This window comes from Fictibacillus sp. WQ 8-8, assembly GCF_024494405.1.
Classification (GTDB): domain Bacteria; phylum Bacillota; class Bacilli; order Bacillales; family Fictibacillaceae; genus Fictibacillus_C; species Fictibacillus_C marinisediminis.
In genome coordinates this window covers 81,999-100,093 of record NZ_JAMXKG010000001.1, presented here as the reverse complement: position 1 = coordinate 100,093, position 18,095 = coordinate 81,999, and the positions used below count along the sequence as shown (strand labels likewise).

General features: G+C 44.2%; 17 protein-coding genes and 1 other annotated feature (1 of these 18 only partly in view). Of the genes, 13 read left to right on the top strand and 4 right to left on the bottom strand.

Annotated elements, in window-relative coordinates:
• Positions 1-224, bottom strand: a binding site (T-box leader); it reaches 19 nt to the left of the window's first position.
• 41 nt (positions 225-265) lie between these two features.
• Together M1K46_RS00485 and M1K46_RS00480 are read right to left on the bottom strand one after the other, a co-directional pair.
• The gene (locus M1K46_RS00485; RefSeq protein ID WP_062232983.1) at positions 266-934 is read right to left on the bottom strand and encodes an SOS response-associated peptidase; all 669 of its coding nucleotides are present in this window, start codon (positions 932-934) and stop codon (positions 266-268) included.
• A gap of 408 nt (positions 935-1,342) precedes the next feature.
• A complete protein-coding gene (locus M1K46_RS00480; RefSeq protein WP_062232984.1) occupies positions 1,343-2,809 on the bottom strand; it encodes an NAD(P)/FAD-dependent oxidoreductase in 1,467 nt (488 codons plus the stop codon).
• A gap of 315 nt (positions 2,810-3,124) precedes the next feature.
• On the opposite strand from M1K46_RS00480, the gene M1K46_RS00475 reads away from it, so the two are divergent.
• Genes M1K46_RS00475 through M1K46_RS00465 form a run of 3 tightly spaced genes read left to right on the top strand, consistent with a single transcriptional unit; the run spans position 3,125 to position 5,328 of the window.
• Entirely contained in the window at positions 3,125-4,084 is a 960-nt protein-coding gene (locus tag M1K46_RS00475; RefSeq protein WP_256224423.1) for a ring-cleaving dioxygenase, read from the top strand.
• Positions 4,081-4,695, top strand: a complete 615-nt coding sequence (locus tag M1K46_RS00470; protein ID WP_256224422.1) for an alpha/beta hydrolase — start codon at positions 4,081-4,083, stop codon at positions 4,693-4,695. Before M1K46_RS00475 ends, M1K46_RS00470 begins: the two co-directional genes overlap by 4 nt.
• A 21-nt stretch (positions 4,696-4,716) precedes the next feature.
• Positions 4,717-5,328, top strand: coding sequence for a flavin reductase family protein (locus M1K46_RS00465; RefSeq protein ID WP_256224421.1), 612 nt, complete (start codon positions 4,717-4,719; stop codon positions 5,326-5,328).
• Between the two features lie 231 nt (positions 5,329-5,559).
• Here M1K46_RS00465 and M1K46_RS00460 read toward each other — a convergent pair whose 3' ends face one another.
• Positions 5,560-5,703 carry a hypothetical protein gene (locus M1K46_RS00460; protein WP_156418869.1) on the bottom strand — a complete coding sequence of 48 codons (144 nt, stop codon included), beginning with the start codon at positions 5,701-5,703 and terminating at the stop codon, positions 5,560-5,562.
• 146 nt (positions 5,704-5,849) lie between these two features.
• Between M1K46_RS00460 and M1K46_RS00455 the strand changes: the two genes are divergently transcribed.
• From M1K46_RS00455 to M1K46_RS00425, 7 genes are all read left to right on the top strand, one after another.
• Complete coding sequence (locus M1K46_RS00455; protein ID WP_256224420.1) at positions 5,850-6,389, top strand: GNAT family N-acetyltransferase; 540 nt, start codon at positions 5,850-5,852, stop codon at positions 6,387-6,389.
• A gap of 93 nt (positions 6,390-6,482) precedes the next feature.
• A complete protein-coding gene (locus tag M1K46_RS00450) occupies positions 6,483-8,510 on the top strand; it encodes a penicillin-binding transpeptidase domain-containing protein (RefSeq protein ID WP_256224419.1) in 2,028 nt (675 codons plus the stop codon).
• A gap of 83 nt (positions 8,511-8,593) precedes the next feature.
• Positions 8,594-9,349 carry a DUF4931 domain-containing protein gene (locus M1K46_RS00445; RefSeq protein ID WP_256224417.1) on the top strand — a complete coding sequence of 252 codons (756 nt, stop codon included), beginning with the start codon at positions 8,594-8,596 and terminating at the stop codon, positions 9,347-9,349.
• Between the two features lie 130 nt (positions 9,350-9,479).
• Positions 9,480-9,725, top strand: a complete 246-nt coding sequence (locus M1K46_RS00440) for a hypothetical protein (RefSeq protein WP_256224416.1) — start codon at positions 9,480-9,482, stop codon at positions 9,723-9,725.
• Between the two features lie 265 nt (positions 9,726-9,990).
• Entirely contained in the window at positions 9,991-11,619 is a 1,629-nt protein-coding gene (locus M1K46_RS00435) for a long-chain fatty acid--CoA ligase (protein WP_256224972.1), read from the top strand.
• Between the two features lie 61 nt (positions 11,620-11,680).
• Positions 11,681-13,051: a sigma-54 interaction domain-containing protein gene (locus tag M1K46_RS00430; protein WP_256224415.1), complete on the top strand. Its 1,371-nt coding sequence runs from the start codon at positions 11,681-11,683 to the stop codon at positions 13,049-13,051.
• Between the two features lie 231 nt (positions 13,052-13,282).
• Positions 13,283-14,248: a nuclease-related domain-containing protein gene (locus tag M1K46_RS00425; protein ID WP_256224971.1), complete on the top strand. Its 966-nt coding sequence runs from the start codon at positions 13,283-13,285 to the stop codon at positions 14,246-14,248.
• A 3-nt stretch (positions 14,249-14,251) separates the two neighbouring features.
• Here the strand turns inward: M1K46_RS00425 and M1K46_RS00420 are convergent, their stop codons facing one another.
• Positions 14,252-15,097 (bottom strand): hypothetical protein, encoded by an 846-nt coding sequence (locus M1K46_RS00420; protein ID WP_231689216.1) that lies wholly within the window; start codon positions 15,095-15,097, stop codon positions 14,252-14,254.
• A 187-nt stretch (positions 15,098-15,284) separates the two neighbouring features.
• On the opposite strand from M1K46_RS00420, the gene M1K46_RS00415 reads away from it, so the two are divergent.
• From M1K46_RS00415 to M1K46_RS00405, 3 genes are all read left to right on the top strand, one after another.
• Positions 15,285-15,980, top strand: coding sequence for a hypothetical protein (locus M1K46_RS00415; RefSeq protein ID WP_256224414.1), 696 nt, complete (start codon positions 15,285-15,287; stop codon positions 15,978-15,980).
• 155 nt (positions 15,981-16,135) lie between these two features.
• Positions 16,136-17,152 (top strand): ABC transporter permease, encoded by a 1,017-nt coding sequence (locus M1K46_RS00410; protein ID WP_256224413.1) that lies wholly within the window; start codon positions 16,136-16,138, stop codon positions 17,150-17,152.
• Positions 17,153-17,258: 106 nt separating this feature from the next.
• Positions 17,259-18,029, top strand: coding sequence for a protein-glutamine gamma-glutamyltransferase (locus M1K46_RS00405; RefSeq protein WP_256224412.1), 771 nt, complete (start codon positions 17,259-17,261; stop codon positions 18,027-18,029).
• The last annotated feature ends 66 nt before the right edge of the window (positions 18,030-18,095 follow it).

Below are 18,095 nucleotides of genomic sequence, written 5' to 3'. Positions count from 1 at the left end.
GTTGTGCCACCTTGATGAACTACTCTAAGCAGTCCGCTTTAACAGTATCCAAAGACCGAATACCTGTCTCCTTCTAACGGCGAGACCTTCCGTCAAAGCCTACTCCCAGCGGTTTCGGTTTGAGGCTCAGAAGCCCATTCAATCGCATTTCCACACTGGCTCTCACCAACCGCCAGCTCTCTGAAGTGTACGTGCCATCTACTCTTCTTCTTCATAGCCATGTATCGTTTCCATAATGTTAAATGATGGATATTGATAAATCAAGCTAAAAATTTAATAAAGGTACAACGCAGTCCTTCACGTCATGTCTCGGTGAGTTGACAACCGGTGATACTTCAAATGCCTCCATCTGTTCACTATCATATGGAGTGAGGAGAGATTTTAAGTACTCGTTATCCTGAATGGAAGGATCCAGCCAGCTTTCTTCTGCTTCTTTTGTCAGGATGACCGGCATGCGGTCGTGGAGGTCTTTCATCAATGCATTCGGGCGTGTTGTGATATGAGTACAGGACGTAATCACTTCTCCATTTTGTTCCCATTGATCCCAGAGGCCTGCAAAGGCAAAAGGTTTACGGTTTTTCAGCCGGATATGAAACGGCTGCTTTTGTTTGTCTTCTCTTTTCCATTCATAAAAGCCATCGGCTATCACGAGACAACGCTTATTTTTCAAGGGACCTCTAAATGAAGCCTTCTCATCCACCGTTTCGGCCCGGGCGTTGATCATCTTGTAGCCGATCTTGGGATCTTTCGCCCAAAAGGGAATCAGCCCCCAGCGGTGCATTTCCGCTTTTCGTGTCCTTCCATCCGAGGTAATAACAAGCACGTTTTGTGATGGAGCGATGTTAAAGCGCTGAGGCAAGGTTTTGGGAATGGTGATATCAAACTCTTCCTGAATAAAATGCATATCCGCATACAAAGAATATCTGCCACACATACGAAACAGCTCCTTTGAAAGATTCTACTTCTAGTGTAACGCAAGGCAGCTCACTCTCAAACATTTATATAAAGGCTCTTTCTGCTTTGGGAACATTTTTGTAAAAAGCTTCATTGATAAGTTGATTGGAGTGCAAGGTGCGAGACTCCTCGAAAATGAATTTCACATTTTCTTCGTGCGATATAACGCTGCCGAAGCCTTCCTTGTCCTGCGGGGGAAGCGGGACAGGTGAGACCCACAGGCGCTATGCGCCGAGAAAGTAGGCGCTGGCGCCGGTAAGGCTCACCGCCCGCCTCGCGGAAAGCGAGCAGCCTGGAACGGATATCAACCACTACCTAGAGCAATAAAGATTACGAAAACAGCCCCATAAAAAAAGAGAACCGTAAATAACGGTCCTCCAGTCTGCCATTAATAGATGACCACCAGTTCCTTTTCTTTTGTGTTCAATTTATCAGCGATATCACGAGCGATCCAGACTCCGCACGCGCTCGCCTGTGCAAGTCCTCGCGTAATCCCGGCGCCGTCTCCGCCGACATAGAGGCCGGAAATCTCTGATTCAAAACGGTCATTCAGCTTCGGCCGGGCAGAATAGAATTTGGCCTCTACTCCATAAAATAATGTATGTTCTGAAGAAATACCAGGGGTAACTTCATTCAGTGCCTCTGTCATTTCAATCAGGCTTTTCATTGTGTTATAAGGAAGAACTAAACCGAGGTCACCAGGAACCGCCTCTTTCATTGTTGGATTAAGAAAGCCTTCTTTGATCCGTTTTTCTGTGGAACGGCGGCCTTTCTTAATATCTCCGTACTTTTGTACGACCAAGCCTCCAGAGGATAACTGGTTAGCAAGCCTCGATACTTCATGTGCATATTCCGTCGGCTCATCAAATGGATCATCAAATTTATGGGACACAAGCAGAGCAAAGTTGGTATTCGGGCTTCCGAGAGCAGGGTCTTTGTAGGCATGCCCGTTTGCCAGCATGATGCCTGAATGGTTCTCGACCACTACGTGTCCTGACGGATTGCTGCAGAACGTTCGGACTCTTGTGCCGACAGACGTGTTGAACACAAATTTCCCTTCATATAAATGCTCGTTGATTTCCTCCATCACCACGTTTGACGTTTCTACACGGACACCGATGTCCACTTGGTTAGCTGCCATTTTCAGCCGGCGTTTTTTCAGAATCTTGGTGAGCCATGATGAGCCATCGCGGCCTGGAACGATGACGATTTTATCCGCAGAGAGGATCGTTCCGTCTTTTAATTCCACGCCAGTTGCTTTGTGCGTGCCATCCACTTTTTCTGTAACAAGATCCAATACTTCTGCTTTATAGCGCATTTCGATTTTTTCTTTTAAGTATTCATAGATGCTGGTCAGAATAGCAAGGTTCTGTTCCGTTCCAAGGTGGCGGACCTGTGCACGGAGAAGCTTCAATCCAGCAGCATACGCGCGCTTCTCGATATCTCTCACTTCATCAGTCAGCGGGTCAGTAATGGTTTCTGTCGCTCCATGTTCAAGGTTAATGCTGTCTACATATTTTATAAGATCAATCACGGTTTCATCCGGCAGGTAATCAGTCATCCAGCCGCCAAACTCACTTGTAATATTAAACTTTCCATCAGAGTATGCTCCTGCTCCTCCAAAGCCATTCGTAATCGAACAGGCTGGAAGGCAGCCGGCAAATTCTTTTCTTCCGGCAGCAGGCGGGCACTTTTGAATTTTCTTTTGCAGGATCGGGCAGTTTCTTGAATAAATATCATGGCCTTTATCGATCAATAAAATGTTGGCTTCCGGCATTTTGCGAGTTAATTCATAGCAAGAAAATATTCCGGCCGGACCAGCTCCAACCACAATGACATCATATTTGTTATTCATAAAAAGAACCTCCCGAGTTCAAGCTTCTGCGTGTTGTTTCACTCAACCTTAGTAACTATATCAAATTCTGAAAACAAAAACAATAAAATTTACGAACCTTTAATTAAAAATTAATTTTAATGTTCGTATTTAGCGTTCTAAAATGGAATAAGTAACCTCTTTATCCGCTTTCAGTTTATAAAAACCATAAAAGTTGATAACGTGTAAAGCGCTTGACATAAGTAAGTTACGTTTGTTATTATGCTTACTATAAGTAAGTTGAAGTGTTTGTTCATTATAAAAGGGAATAGTAACAGGGTATATATGAAGGGAGATATGATTGTGGAAAAAAGGACAAGTGGAATTCACCACATTACAGCTATTGTTGGGAATCCACAGGAAAACCTTGATTTTTATGCTGGAGTGCTGGGGCTGCGCCTCGTAAAGAAAACCGTAAACTTTGATGACCCGGGTACGTACCATCTCTATTTTGGAGACGAGGAAGGCTCGCCAGGGACGATTATGACTTTCTTTCCTTGGCCTAGCGCGTATAGTGGAAGAACAGGAGCGGGACAGGTGGGTGTCACGGCGTTCGTGGTACCTGAAGGAGCATTAACCTTCTGGGAAGAGCGCCTAACTAAATTTAACGTAGCTTTTGAAAAAACAGAGCGCTTTGGCGAGCAGTATTTAGCCTTTGATGACCCCCATGGACTTCATCTTGAATTGGTAAGCCGCAGTGAGGGAAAAAACAGTACATGGTCATTTGGAGGGGTATCTGCCGAGGTTGCCATCAAAGGATTTGGCGGTGCGGTATTGTTGTCAGGTGCTCCTCAAAAAACGATGAGATTGCTGACTGATGTCATGGGCTTGGAAAAAGCAGGTGAAGACGATGATTTCATCAGGTTTAGAGCTGCATCCGATCTGGGAAATATCATTGACATTAAAACGTCAGCCGTTGGAAGAGGAACGATGGGTGCCGGTACAGTTCATCATATCGCATGGCGGGCTTCCGATAATGAGGACCATGAAAGCTGGAGATCACATGTTCAGCAGAGCGGTTTTGAAGTAACACCAGTTATTGACCGTCAATATTTTAATGCGATCTATTTCCGCGAATCAGGTGGTATTCTTTTTGAAATCGCGACTGATCCGCCTGGATTTGCACGTGACGAGCCGAAAGACATTATGGGTAAAAATCTTCTTCTTCCTCCGTGGCTTGAGCCAGAGCGGGAAAAGATTGAATCTGTGCTTATGCCGGCAGAAGTTCGGGTTTTAAAGGAGGATGAAGTAAAATGAGGCATTTATTTAACAAAGGAAGAAACGAAAAGGCACCAGTATTGCTTCTGCTCCATGGAACAGGTGGTACGGAAGAGGATTTATTGCCGCTCGCCTCAATGATCTCACCGGAATCTTCTATATTAAGTGTCAGAGGAAATGTCACTGAAAATGGAATGCATCGCTTCTTTAGAAGGTTGGCTGAAGGGGTCTTCGATGAAGAAGACTTGAAATTCCGCACGAAAGAGCTGCATGACTTTTTAGATCATGCGGCCGATGAATATGAGTTTGACCGGCAGAATATCGTAGCGGTCGGCTATTCGAATGGTGCGAATATCGCCGGAAGCCTTTTATTTCACTATAAAGGAGAATTGCGCGGCGCAATCCTTCATCATCCCATGGTGCCATTAAGAGGAATCACACTGCCAAATCTCGAGAATGCAGCGATATTTATCGGTGCCGGTAAAAATGACCCGATCTGCCCTCCACAGGAGACGGAAGAACTGGAAAGCCTCTTGCAAGGAGCAGGAGCGAATGTGGAAACGTACTGGGGAGATTACGGCCATCAGCTCACACAGCCTGAGGCAGAGGCTGCACGGGACTGGTTTCAAAAGTATTACTCTAAAAGCTAATCGCGAGAGAGGGGAATCTGCATGAAATCGATCGATCCAAAAAGTTTGTCCGCTAAAGAAAACTATAAGTTTCTTACAGGAAGTATCATTCCGAGGCCGGTCGCTTTTGTTACTACCACAACAAAAGAGGGTATTTTGAATGCGGCGCCTTTCAGTTATTTTAATATAGTCAGTTCAACTCCTCCGCTCATTTCTGTTTCCGTTCAGAGAGCGGACGGCCAGCCGAAAGATACGGCAAGGAATGCAATGGAGGCTGGTGAATTTGTTGTTCATATCTCGGATGAAAGCTATGTAGAAGCCATCAATCAGACAGCCGCAAGCCTTCCGCCGGATGAGAGTGAGGTCGAACTGGCCGGACTTACCCCAATTAAGAGCACTAAAGTAGCTGTTCCAGCCTTAAAAGAAGCAAGCATCCGCTTGGAGTGTGTCCTGGAGCAGTCCATTCCGCTTGGCGGAAGTGAAGAAAATCCGGCATGTGATCTGCTCATCGGGGAAATCGTCCACTATCATATCAGAGAAGATTTGTACGAAGAAGGCCGCATTGATGCTGCAGGATTAAAGCCTGTCAGCAGGCTAGCGGGCAATAATTACTCAAAACTTGGGGAGACTTTCACGCTTGAACGGCCAAAGTAAGACATCTTGAAATACTGAATAAAAGACCTTCATCTCACATAAGGAGATGAAGGTCTTTATTTTAATTGAAAAAGCTTATTCATGAATTCCATCCAGATACTCATCTCAAACTGATGCTTGAAAGAGACCCTCAAGTTTTTTTCATTTACCGTGAGGATGGAGGCAGCTGGCGAATGAATGAGGCTCTTCCATCCCATCCACTTCAGAGGGCTCCAACATTGTTAACCAAACTTATTTGAGAAAGATACAAAGAATCATAAGAACCGTAGGCACTCCATAGATCAGTGACTGCTGCATCGTCATTTCCTTATCAAACCGTTCTTTCCACGTTTTATAATTTGCACGTCTCTCTACATACCAGTTACCACTGTTCATCAGACGGACACCTCTTTACTTGGAATTTATTAGTTTGTGTTTTCCCGTTTTATTAGAAGGATTAACCTGTTCATCCCAAAAAGTCATACTTTTCATTGAGTGTATGGTAGCATGATAGAAAAGAGCAATCACGGGGAGGAAATGGAATGGACTCGGTTCAGACTCTCGTCACCGATCGGCTGATCCTGCGAATGTTTGATGAAGAAAAAGATGCTGAAAACTATGCACGGGTGCTTGGGCAGGATGAGGTAGGAAGGTATTTACCCAAACGGGGGGCTTATTCACCTGAAGAAGCGATGCGAATGATGGCTTTTTTTATTAAAGGCTGGGAGGACCGTGGATTTGGAACGTTTGCCGTTCAGATGAAAGATGGGGAACTGATCGGCCATTGCGGATTGAATTATGTAAAAGATTTGGATGAAGTCGAACTTTTATATGCTTTCAGCAGGGAAAGCTGGGGCCAAGGATTTGCAGCCGAGGCAGCGGCAGCCTGTGTAAAAGCTGTGTTTGAAAGACTGCATCTCAACCGATTAATTGGGCTTGCAATGCCTGCAAACCAAGGTTCAGGAAAGGTTCTGAAAAAAGTTGGGATGGCCTGGGAAAAGGATATAAGCCTATGGAATATGGAGCTTCAGTATTTTAGCATGACAGCAGAAGATTATTGGCGTCCAAAAAAAGATTTATAAAACGAAAGCTGAAGTGAGGGGTTATTGCTTCGGTTATTTTTTTAATTGGATTAAAATAGAAACAGAAAGTGAAGTAGCCAGGAGGGAATATCATTGAAACATAGGTTAGGTATATTTTTCATAGCGCTGATGCTCATGGTGATCGCCGGCTGTTCGGACGGTCCTAAACCGGAGCCGAGATTAAAAGATTACATGAAAAACTGGCAGTCTATGAAGTTTGATAAGATGTACAGTATGCTGTCAGACAAGAGCAAAAAAGAGATTACAAAGGATGAGTTTGTGAAGAAATACTCAGCGATTTATGGCGGGATTAAAGCACAAGATGTTTCGATCAAACCTCTTATCCCGAAAGAAGAGCCTGAGCCGGACAAGAACGGAAACATCACATATACATACAACGTAAAAATGGATACGCTCGCTGGCCCAGTTCAGTACAAGAATAAAATAAAAATGAAAGAGCAGGAAAAGAAAAACAAGAAAGACTGGTACATTGATTGGGATTATTCACAGATCTTCCCGGGCATGGCAAAGGGAGATAAAGTGAGGGTTCAAACGAACAAAGCGAAGCGGGGAGAAATCCTTGACCGCAATGGAAATGGACTCGCTGTTAATGGAGTGGCTTCCCAGGTAGGGATTGTCCCTCAAAATCTACCAGCAAATAAAGACGCAAGCAAGGAACAGCTCGCAAAAGTGCTTGGTATTGATAAGAAGACCATCGATAACGCTCTGAATGCTTCATGGGTGCAGCCTGGATTCTTTGTACCGATTAAGACCATTGCTGAGGAAGACCCTCGTCTTAAAAAAGTCGCGAAAATCAAGGGAGTGAGCACTCAGTCCATCGAGACGAGAGTGTATCCGTATAAAGAAGCGGGATCCCATCTAACAGGATTTGTGCAGCCGATTAAAGCAGAAGAGCTTGAAAAATTAAAATCTGAAGGCTACGAATCTACCGATGTGATCGGAAGAAGAGGCCTTGAGAAATTTTATGAAAAGCAGCTCCGCGGGAAAAACGGCGGATTGATCAGGATCGTTGATTCTGGTGAAAACGAAAAACGAACGGTTGCCAAGAAAGAAGCGGTGGATGGAAAATCAGTAACACTGAACATTGATATGTATCTGCAAAGCGACCTCTACAATCAGATGAAAAAGGATGTCGGAACAGCTTCGGCCATCAATCCTGTAACAGGAGAGGTTCTTGCCCTTGTGAACAGCCCGGGTTTCGATCCGAATGATTTTGTACTGGGGATCTCGGGTTCACAATACCAGAAGCTTGAAAAAGATCCGAAGAAACCGATGTTAAACCGTTTTGCTTACACGTATGCCCCTGGATCCACGTTTAAGCCGATTACGGCATCCATCGGTCTGGAGACCAATAAGCTGAATCCAAACAAGGAAGTCGCCATCTCCGGGAAAAAGTGGCAGAAGAAAGGCTGGGATAAGAAATTTGTAACCCGGGTTTCTGCGGTGCCATCTGTTAATCTGGAGAAAGCCCTCATGTATTCCGATAACATTTACTTTGCCCAAACAGCGCTGGCCATCGGAAAAGAAGACATGGTGAAAGGCGCAGAAAAGTTTGGTTTTAATGAAGACATGCCGTTTGATCTGGATTTCGAAAATTCTTCACTGAAGAAGGAAGACATTGATTCAGAAGGTATGCTTGCTGATACCGGATATGGGCAGGGAAGAGTGGAAATGAACATCCTGCACCTCGGGCTTTCCTATACTCCTTTTATCAATAACGGGAATTTAATCGCACCGCAGTTGGTGAAAGCAGATAATCCGAAAGCTAAAGTGTGGAAGAAAAACGTCATTTCCCCGGAAACGGCTACAAGAATCAGAAGTGATCTGGTAAAAGTCGTTGGGGATAAGAGAGGAACAGGATACAAGCCGCCACTTAAAAATATCGTACTTGCCGGGAAGACAGGAACGGCAGAGCTGAAGTCCAAAATTGGCGAGAAAGGCCAGGAAAATGGTTATTTCGTTGCGTTTAACCAGGAACAGCCAAGCCTTCTCGTCTCCATGATGATTGAAAATGTACAGGACAAGGGCGGCAGCCATTATGTTGTTCCGAAAGTGAAAAATGCATTTAAAGAATACATGAAAGAAAAGCCTCTTCGTTAAGAAGAGGTTTTTCCTGCCTGAGAGTAGAAAGATAAATAGGATTGTTTTCCTGCTTTCATAACACTGAATAAAGGGTGATCTCCATGCAAACACATCTTCTTTTTAATATGAACATTGGCACACAGAAACCAGAGAGCATACGGAACACAGAAACAAAGTGCCCTTTTTGTGAAAGGGGAAGCCTGACAGGCATTATCAAAGAAAAAGGAGACATCATCTGGCTCAAGAATAAATATCCGGTGCTTGCCAACGCGTTCCAGACGGTTCTGATTGAAACAAAAGAGTGTTACTCCGAGCTGTCTCAGTATTCAAAAGAACATCTATATGAACTCTTTGAATTTGGCCTTTCTGCATGGGAAAAGACCATACAAAGCGGAGAATACCAATCCGTTATCTTCTTTAAGAACCATGGACCGTATTCTGGCGGAACACTCCGCCACCCGCATATGCAAATTATAGGATTTAAAGAAGCAGATTATCATCAGAATATCCATCCGTCACAGTTTGAAGGAATCATCATTGAAAAACAGCCTGGCATCGAATTCAACATTTCAACAAAGCCGAAAATGGGATTCTATGAACTGAACATTCTGCTTGAAGACCGGAGCAAAGTAAAAGAGCTCGCTGATTACATTCAGCTCTCCACCCATTTCTTGCTGAACGGGTTCAGTAAAACCTGCAACAGCTATAATCTCTTCTTTTACCAGTGGGAAGAAAAAATAATTGCCAAAGTCGTTCCGCGATTCGCCGCCTCCCCGTTGTATGTCGGGTATTCCTTTCCGCAGGTGGCAAGCAATATAGACGCTGTTGCTGAAAAGATCAAACAAATGTATCTATAGTTTAAAAAAGAAATTCAAGCGCTTCGTTTCTTCAAGCGCTTTTTTTGTTAGGCCGTTAAATGAAACATTTCTTGCAAGCATACGACTAAGTCAATAGAACAACCTAAAAGTAAAGAGAGGAGGATTCCATTTGAAAGTTTTTTTGTCCATCATGATGTCCATTCTGCTGGGTGGCGGAGCTGTTCACCCGGTTATTGAGAGCCGGGCCGAAACGAAACCCATGAGACCAAAGGAAAGTTTGCAATGGGGACCCATGCAGAAAAACGGCTTGCTGCCGCTTCCTGACAAAAAATCCAAAGCGAGATGGATGAAACCTAAACCTGTTCCTGTCAAGCCTATACCCATTCCAAAGCCGATGCCGTATTTGAAAAAATAAAGAAAAAACCAAAGGGCAACTTTATGCTTTTTGGTTTTTTATTTTCCAAATTGCATAGAAGTAATGTCCAGCTCCAGCGCTTGTCGGACTTTAACAGGGCGCTTGCGCTTTTCTAGTAGGAAAATAATCCCATTACAACCATTTCCCCAAAAGAAACAAGGGATTTTTGCATGAATGGGGAAGTATTAAACTAGGTACAAAAGAGGACTGAAGCAGCAGATTCAACAGGATAAAATCTTTATTTATCTAAGGGAGGAATTTGATGATGATGAACGTGCCATTAAGAGTAACAGCCATGATGGAACATGCAGAAGCATTTTTTCCAAAAAAGACAGTAATCAGCCGGACCGCATCCGGCATCAGAAAGTTTACGTACCGTGAGATCGCCAACCGGACAAGAAGACTGAGCAGTGCGCTCAAAAAGATTGGCGTTCAAAAGGGAGATAAGGTAGGGACGCTTGCCTGGAACCATCACCGGCATTTGGAAGCTTACTTTGCTATACCCGGTGCAGAGGCCGTTCTTCATACGATCAATATTCGCTTGTCTCCCGCTCATATCGCGTATATCATCAATCATGCTGATGATAAGGTTCTTCTTATTGATCAGGACATCCTGCCGCTGATTGAAAAATTAAAAGATGAGATCACAGGGGTTAAGGCATTTGTCTTGATGACCGATGAACCTGAACTGCCGGATTCAACGCTTGAACCGCTGTATCATTATGAAAAAATCCTGGAAGAAGGAGATCCTTCTTTCATCTTTAATCCGGATATCGATGAAAATGAACCTGCGGGCATGTGTTATACGTCAGCCACGACTGGTAATCCAAAGGGTGTCGTCTATACGCACCGCGGAATCGTGCTCCACAGCATGGCGCTCGGACTGGCAGATGGAGGCAGTGTATCTGAGTCGGATATCTGCATGCCTGTTGTTCCGATGTTTCATGTGAATGCCTGGGGCCTTCCGTTTGCCGCCGTTTGGTTCGGAACGACACAGGTGCTTCCTGGGCCGCAGTTTACATCGAAGCTGCTCGCGGAACTGATCGAACGGGAGAAAGTTACAATCACTGCTGGAGTTCCTACCATCTGGCTTGGCCTATTGAAAGAGCTGGAGGAAGGAAACTATGATACAGGAAGCCTGCGTTATATTTTATGCGGTGGTTCAGCGGCTCCTAAAGGAATGATCAAAGCCTTTGAGACGAGGCACAACATCCCGTTTGCTCATGCATACGGCATGACAGAAACGAGCCCGCTTGTTATTTTTTCAAGGATTAAAAGCTATCAGGAAGACTTGGATTATGAAGAAAAGCTGAACATTCGGGCCAAGCAGGGCTACCTCGTTCCCGGTGTGGAAATGAAGGTAAAAGGTGCAGCCGGTGACGTGAAATGGGATGGAAACGAGATGGGCGAGCTGCTTTTAAGGGGCAACTGGATCGCCGATGAATATTACGGTGATGAAAACAGTACGGCGTTTGAAGACGGATGGCTTCATACAGGTGACGTAGTGACAGTCGATGATGAAGGAACAGTAAAAATCGTCGACCGTACGAAAGATCTAATAAAGAGCGGTGGTGAATGGATCTCTTCTGTTGATCTTGAAAACGCTCTCATCGCTCATGATGATATATACGAAGCCGCTGTGGTTGCTATACCTGATCCGCAATGGCAGGAAAGACCGGTTGCCTGTGTCGTATTAAAGGACGGAGCAAAAGGCAAAGTGACAAAGGAAGACATCAAAGAATACCTAAAACCACAATTTGCAAAATGGTGGATCCCTGACGATGTGCTGTTTATCGAAGAAATACCAAAAACGTCTGTCGGCAAATTTCTAAAAAGAGCGTTGAGGGACCAGGTGAAAGACCATTATGCCGGGGCTCAAACATTGGAAAAGTAAGGGTGAGAGCAGCCTTGCTTCAAAGAGGGCGGCTTCTTTCATAAATACTGAGGTGGCAAGATTGTTAATTACAGAAAACCAATTTAAGGATGAACTCCTCGAGACGATCCTTGATAATGCGTTCCATTGTGTCGTTGTCGTGGATGCGAATGGAGTCATCACGTATATCAATAAAGCTTATTGTGATTTTATAAAAGTAAATCAAACTGAATCGATCGGGAAGCATGTCACCGATGTAATAGAAAATACACGGATGCATATCGTTGCCAAAACCGGAAAAGAAGAGATAGCCGATCTTCAGTATATCGAGGGAAATTACATGATCGCAGACCGCATTCCGATCTTCCGGAACGGAGAGTCTGTGGGGGCAGTTGGAACGGTCACCTATCGTGATACCGAAGAATGGCGTACGATGAATTCCCACATTAAAAATCTCTTAACGGAGCTGGAATATTATCGAAATGTGCAGGAGGAGAATACCGGAGCCAAGTATTCTCTGCATGATATTGTGGGGAAATCCACTCAGATCATGGTTATGAAAGACCGAATCAAAAAGGTCGCGACCAGCGAGGTTGCCGTGCTCATACGCGGGGAGAGCGGGACCGGAAAGGAACTTTTCGCCCACAGCATCCACCAGCTCAGCGAGAGAAGCAATAAGCCGTTCATCAAAGTCAACTGCGGCGCCATTCCTGAGCAGCTGCTCGAATCCGAATTGTTTGGGTACGAGGAAGGAGCTTTTACCGGAGCAAAAAAGGGCGGAAAGCTGGGAAAGTTCCAGCTGGCAGACGGGGGAACGCTTTTACTTGATGAGATCGGGGATATGCCGATGCACATGCAGGTCAAGCTGCTTCGTGTCCTTCAGGAAAAAGAAGTAGAATCAGTAGGCAGTGTCAAACCGGTAAAAGTCGATGTCCGTGTTCTCGCTGCGACAAATAAGCCCTTAGAGAAGATGGTAGAAGAGCAGCGGTTTCGTGAAGATCTGTTTTACCGGATCAACGTCATCCAGATCAATATTCCTTCGCTGCGCGAGCGGCCGGAAGACATCGAGCAGCTGTCACAGCATTTTCTCCAAAAAATCAATAAGCGGACAGGCAGAAGAATTCTCGGGATGCATGAGAACGTCACCCGCCGTTTCGCCAAGCATAACTGGCCGGGAAATGCCCGAGAACTTGAAAACGTAATGGAAGCAGCCGTTCACATGTGCCAGGGAGAGTGGATCACACAGGACGCACTTCCCGATTATTTAAAAGAAGATACGGTCATGGCACTGGGAGCGAAAAGCCTGAAGGAAATACTAGAGGATACTGAAAAAAGAGTGCTGCGAGCGGCATTACGGGAGCATCATGGCGACAAACTCCAGGCCGCGAAAAGCCTCAGAATCGGGAAAACCAGTTTGTATGACAAGCTGAAGAAATATGGGGTGGAGTTTTGAGTAGCTCTTGGGTTACTGTGGGGTTGTGATCTAGTTGACATAATCTGATATTGGCGGGTAAAAGTCTTGTTTTGGCGGGTATTTTATGATTTTGGCAGGTAAAGGGGCATTTCAGCGGGTAAATCACCCATTTTGGCGGGTAATCTGAATTTCAATTTCTGCCGAGGGAGATTTAGCTCGCTAAATCCCCCGCCGTTTATAATTTTTATAAAGGAAGTGACATTTTTGATCATTAAAGAACGGAAAATGCCGCTTATTATTCGAAAATTAAACGCTTTACTTAGACGGCTTCCGCAGCATCATCCTCAGAGAAAGGATATTGAGGCGAGTTTTGCTAAATATATGGCCGGTTATAGAGGAGAAGAGTCTATTGATTACGTATTAGGTTTTCTGCCGGAGAAGGAATACTACATTCTTCATGATGTTAGGCTGTCAGACGGAGTTCGTTATTTTCAAATTGACACTCTTATTGTCTCATCGAAATTCATTTTGTTATTAGAGATAAAAAACATCTCTGGAACTCTTGTTTTTGACCAAACGTTTAATCAATTAATACGAATCACCGACGAAAAAGAGGAGGCGTTCCCTGATCCTATCCTGCAAATACAGAGACATGAACAGCAGTTCAGAGCCTGGCTACATCAACATCACTTTCACCAAATCCCCATCGAAAGCCTCGTTATCATCAGCAGTCCCTACACCTTAATTAAAAATTCTAGAGATAATCAAGCAGAACACCTTGAGATGGTCATTCACAGTGGTAAATTGTCCAAAAAAGTAAATGATTTTGAAAGGTTATATCTTAGTCCGATCCTAACAGACAAATTGATAAAAAAGCTGCTACGACAAATGAGTAAAAAGCACACGCCTTTAAGCATTGATTTACTACAGCGGTTTGATATTAAAACTGATGAACTGTTAACAGGGGTCCACTGCCCCGACTGCGGTTATTTACCGATGAAGAGAATGCAGGCAAAGTGGATATGCCCGAAATGCCTGAAAACATCAAAAGATGCTCACCTTATGGCATTGGTTGATTATGAATTACTCCTGTGCAGTACCATTAATAACTGCCAATTTAGACAATTCCTCCTGATCTCTTCCTCTTCAATAGCACACAAGATGTTATGTTCCATGAATCTTCCAGTGTCAGGATCCTTTAAAGATAAAATTTATTTTTTACATCCATCTGAATAACCCCTATTCCCCCCACTCAACCTCACTAATTTTCCAGGAAGACCATGGAGATAACCGTGCCACAGTGATATACAAGTGTACTTTTTCTGCCCCCACATTCTTCCGAAAGATCACAGTTTTAACGGGAATAATGGTCTTGACGGCCAGATGCTTGCGTGATTCCTTCCCGCGAATATCGTAATGGATGGCTGATATGCTGCGCGCTGACTTCAGCAGTTCTTTTCGCACTTTACCTTTCTCAGGCAAGACAGGCTTCATCAAATCTGGATCGTTTTCTTTTAGCGACAGCAGGTACATTTCTGCCACTTGATGGGGGTTCGCATGATGGGCATAATCATCAAGCTTGCCGCCTGCTTTTAAGATCATCATTTTATGAGAGGGGTCAGCGTTCCGCGTCTTGTGGGTGGTGCTGCCGGCAAAGTGAATGCAGAAATGCCCGGGGAATCCATTTTGCAGGGCACCGTGTCCATGGGGCATCCCATGCATGGAGGCAGCAAGCATTTTACCTTTTACGGGAATCAAAATCGCTCTTCTTCGCCAGCTCCATTTTCCGTTATAAAGATGCTTTAAGACGGCTGTATCCTTGTAGGTTAAGGGCTGGACGTCCGCATGTTTGTTTCCTGCCCGGCGTTGGACAGAAAAGTAAAAACCGGTCTCCAGGTCAATGACCTTGAATTTTTTTCCTTTTGGAAGGAGCTTGTCTACTTTTGACCATCGGACAATTTTTCCTTTTTCGGGTACCGGATAAACAGTGAACGGAAACTCACCGGCTGCTCCCGAATGGATGGGCAATATCATCATAAAAATCATAAAAGCAAGCAAGGCTATGCTGTATTTTTTTCTTAACATACTATTCTCTCCTTGAAATTATCATCTTCTTTAATATGTCAAGAAATGTTAAAAATAAACGAGATCTAAACGAATAAAATTTAATTTTTTAAGGGATGACCGACGAAATAACTGCTTATTTATGTTAAAGTTGTAACAATTATGAAATATTAAACGTCTATTTAGTAAAGGAAAAAGGAGGGATAGAATGGCGATTGTAAGAAAAATGCTGATTCAATTTATGCTGACGGTTGTTTCCATCATCTTAATCAGTGGATTGCCGGTTCTATTCTTAACAAAGAGCCTGCCTTTATATTGGGGAAAAGTAAAAGAAGTGGGTACGTCTTTGCTTCATCCAGGACATTTGGAATACATACGATACAAACATTCACGGCCATTATTCCCGGATTTTGTGGATCCTTATTTTTATTCATTAATCATACTGCTTACTTCGTTTATTCTGGCATTTTTTCTTGCTCAGCTTCTGACATGGCTGACGATGATATTGCCTGAACAGATCAGAGCTGCTATTAAAAATCTGCTGACATTGCTAGAGTCTCTTCCCGATCTGCTCGTATTTGCCCTCGTTCAGATATTTATCGTGTTCTTCTATAAGCAGACGAATATTCTTTTATCAGATGTTGCTTCTGTCGGGGAACAGCGGATTTATGTCATTCCCATCATGTGTCTGACCATTTTGCCGCTAATTTATTTTTATAAGATGATGGTTCTGCTGTCAGAGGAAGAAAGCAGGAAACCCTATTTTGAATTCAGCCGGGCAAAAGGGCTAAGGAAAATCTATGTCTTATTGTTTCATGTGACGAGAAATACTCACGAAACGCTTTTTCATTTTTCCAAAACGGTTCTTTGGTTGATGATCTCAAATCTGCTGCTTGTGGAATGAATCTTTAATATCAATGGGATCACGTATTACCTCTATTCGGATTTCAGGCCGGAATTCATGGCAGTAGTCTTAATTTTTCTTGCATTCCCGTTTTTTGTTTTCTTCGCATTCCTTGAATTCTTGTTGTCGATCCGTATACGGCAGGAGGTGGGGGCATGATCAGAAGCGTAAAGTTTTGGATCGGCTGTTTTGTACTGGCTGCTCTTGTCGGTTCAAGCCTTGTCCATCAGTTTGTCTTTGACAGCAACATTAAAAAAGTAGTTGTATTGTACAACGAAAAAGGCGAGGCAGTTAAAGCTGCACCGCTGCCAGCCTCCCTTGAAATGCCTTTTGGAACGGACAGGCAGGGTTATGACATGTTCGCAAAAGTAGTGCAGGGTGCCAAATACACGATTCCCTTTGCCATATTAATCGCCTTACTGCGCGTGGTGATCGCCTTTTTTATCGCCATTCCGTATGCTTTTTATTTTCCGCTCTGGGCAAGAAAAGGTCTGGAGAAACTGTTAAGCTCCTTTTATTACGTCCCTTTGACCATCCTTGCTATTTTTTTGCTGCAGCCTGTGCTGACGGAGCAGCTTTCCGGAGACAAAGAATACTTCACCTATAGTTTTTTTATGAGAATTTTCCTTGAGGTCAGCATTCTTACGCTTCTCGTCGTACCCCTGGTCAGTGTGATGATCGGCAATATGATAACCGCTCAGCTAAAAGAAGAATTTATCCAAAGTTCACAGGTGCTTGGAGCGGGAAAGCAGAGAATCTTCATGAAGCATGTTGTACCTCACCTGCTGCCAAAATTATTCATTGTCGTTACACAGCAATGCGTTTCAGCACTGATTATTTTTGCGCATTTAGGTTACTTTCAGCTGTTTTTCGGCGGAACGGATGTCTGTTATGCGCCGTTCTGTGATATCCCTCCGCAATCCATATCCAATGAATGGTCAGGGCTGATCGGTGAGTATTATCAGAACATATTCGCTCATCCACTGATCGCACTTGGCCCTGTTATCATGTTCGGAATTGCGATTTATTCCTTTAATCTCGTGACGGAAGGATTGCAGACGCACTTTGAATCAGGAAGACAGAGGGAAAAAGCAGACAGAGAGGAAGAGAAAGAGGACAAAATCGTTACCGGATCTACAAACTTTAAATTTATTAATCAAGAAGGGGCATAGCGCCTCTTTTTTGTTTTTCGGGCTTATCGCACTGGGCCAAGTAATCACCTTTCTCCATGTGTCCCCATATCTTGTATATTATCCTGTGTGAACAGGGGGGCTAAAGTTGATCTATGTAAAAGGAACGCAACTGAATTCAATAGAAGAAATACCGGGGAGAGGACAATTTTCAGAGGCCCAGCGGGGAACTGCCCTCAAACTGCTGAACAGCAGAGAGTCCTTTTTTTATGATAATTCCCGCCAGCTCCAGTTTGAGATTACCTATCGTGCCAACATTGTATCATCAGCTTATGCACTAAAAGACAGCGGAGCAAGGTTTGCGACGTTCACAACAGCGAAAGCTAACCGTAACTTCTGGATCCTGACCGCGTACGGCGGATTTCTCTTAAGGCCCGATGTCACACCGGCGGATGCCATTACGGATATCTTCGTCCAGGGGCGAAAATACGGATTCGAGTGTACGACTGCCATGATGATTATTCTCTATAAGGCGCTGTTGGAAACGATCGGGCCATCGACGTTTAACCAGCTGTTCAAAGGTCTTTTGTTATGGAGCACAGAGCATGATGAGGATCTTCAGCTAACGTCAGTCTACCAGGGAGATTCGCTGCCGGGAGATATCCGCTATATCCAAAATCCTGAGTTTCATCCGGCAACACCGCAGTGGCAGGGTGAGAATCTCGTTGATTTAGGAAATGGGATGTTTTTTGGCCACGGTATAGGAGCAGGAATGCTAGGAGAGTTTATTGATGTACTCAATCAGAGAAGAAGGCCCGGAGCGACGACATCTGCTTTTCTCACAAGACAGATCATCCGGCCGAACTTCAGAAGGATGGCAGAATATACAGGTCATCCGCTGCGCCGTTTACTCGTGTAAAAAGTCCGCCCGGCAGCAAAAACCGGGTGGGCTTTTCCGTACATAAAAAAAGAACTGGCAGAATTT

Excerpts from the sequence above, each read along its gene's own strand:
- M1K46_RS00460 (WP_156418869.1), bottom strand. The coding sequence starts at position 5,703 with ATGAACAGTGGTAACTGGTATGTAGAGAGACGTGCAAATTATAAAACG.
- M1K46_RS00485 (WP_062232983.1), bottom strand. The coding sequence starts at position 934 with ATGTGTGGCAGATATTCTTTGTATGCGGATATGCATTTTATTCAGGAA.
- M1K46_RS00470 (WP_256224422.1), top strand. The coding sequence starts at position 4,081 with ATGAGGCATTTATTTAACAAAGGAAGAAACGAAAAGGCACCAGTATTG.
- M1K46_RS00420 (WP_231689216.1), bottom strand. The coding sequence starts at position 15,097 with ATGTTAAGAAAAAAATACAGCATAGCCTTGCTTGCTTTTATGATTTTT.
- M1K46_RS00410 (WP_256224413.1), top strand. The coding sequence starts at position 16,136 with ATGATCAGAAGCGTAAAGTTTTGGATCGGCTGTTTTGTACTGGCTGCT.
- M1K46_RS00455 (WP_256224420.1), top strand. The coding sequence starts at position 5,850 with ATGGACTCGGTTCAGACTCTCGTCACCGATCGGCTGATCCTGCGAATG.
- M1K46_RS00435 (WP_256224972.1), top strand. The coding sequence starts at position 9,991 with ATGATGAACGTGCCATTAAGAGTAACAGCCATGATGGAACATGCAGAA.
- M1K46_RS00445 (WP_256224417.1), top strand. The coding sequence starts at position 8,594 with ATGCAAACACATCTTCTTTTTAATATGAACATTGGCACACAGAAACCA.
- M1K46_RS00465 (WP_256224421.1), top strand. The coding sequence starts at position 4,717 with ATGAAATCGATCGATCCAAAAAGTTTGTCCGCTAAAGAAAACTATAAG.
- M1K46_RS00415 (WP_256224414.1), top strand. The coding sequence starts at position 15,285 with ATGGCGATTGTAAGAAAAATGCTGATTCAATTTATGCTGACGGTTGTT.
- M1K46_RS00480 (WP_062232984.1), bottom strand. The coding sequence starts at position 2,809 with ATGAATAACAAATATGATGTCATTGTGGTTGGAGCTGGTCCGGCCGGA.
- M1K46_RS00475 (WP_256224423.1), top strand. The coding sequence starts at position 3,125 with ATGATTGTGGAAAAAAGGACAAGTGGAATTCACCACATTACAGCTATT.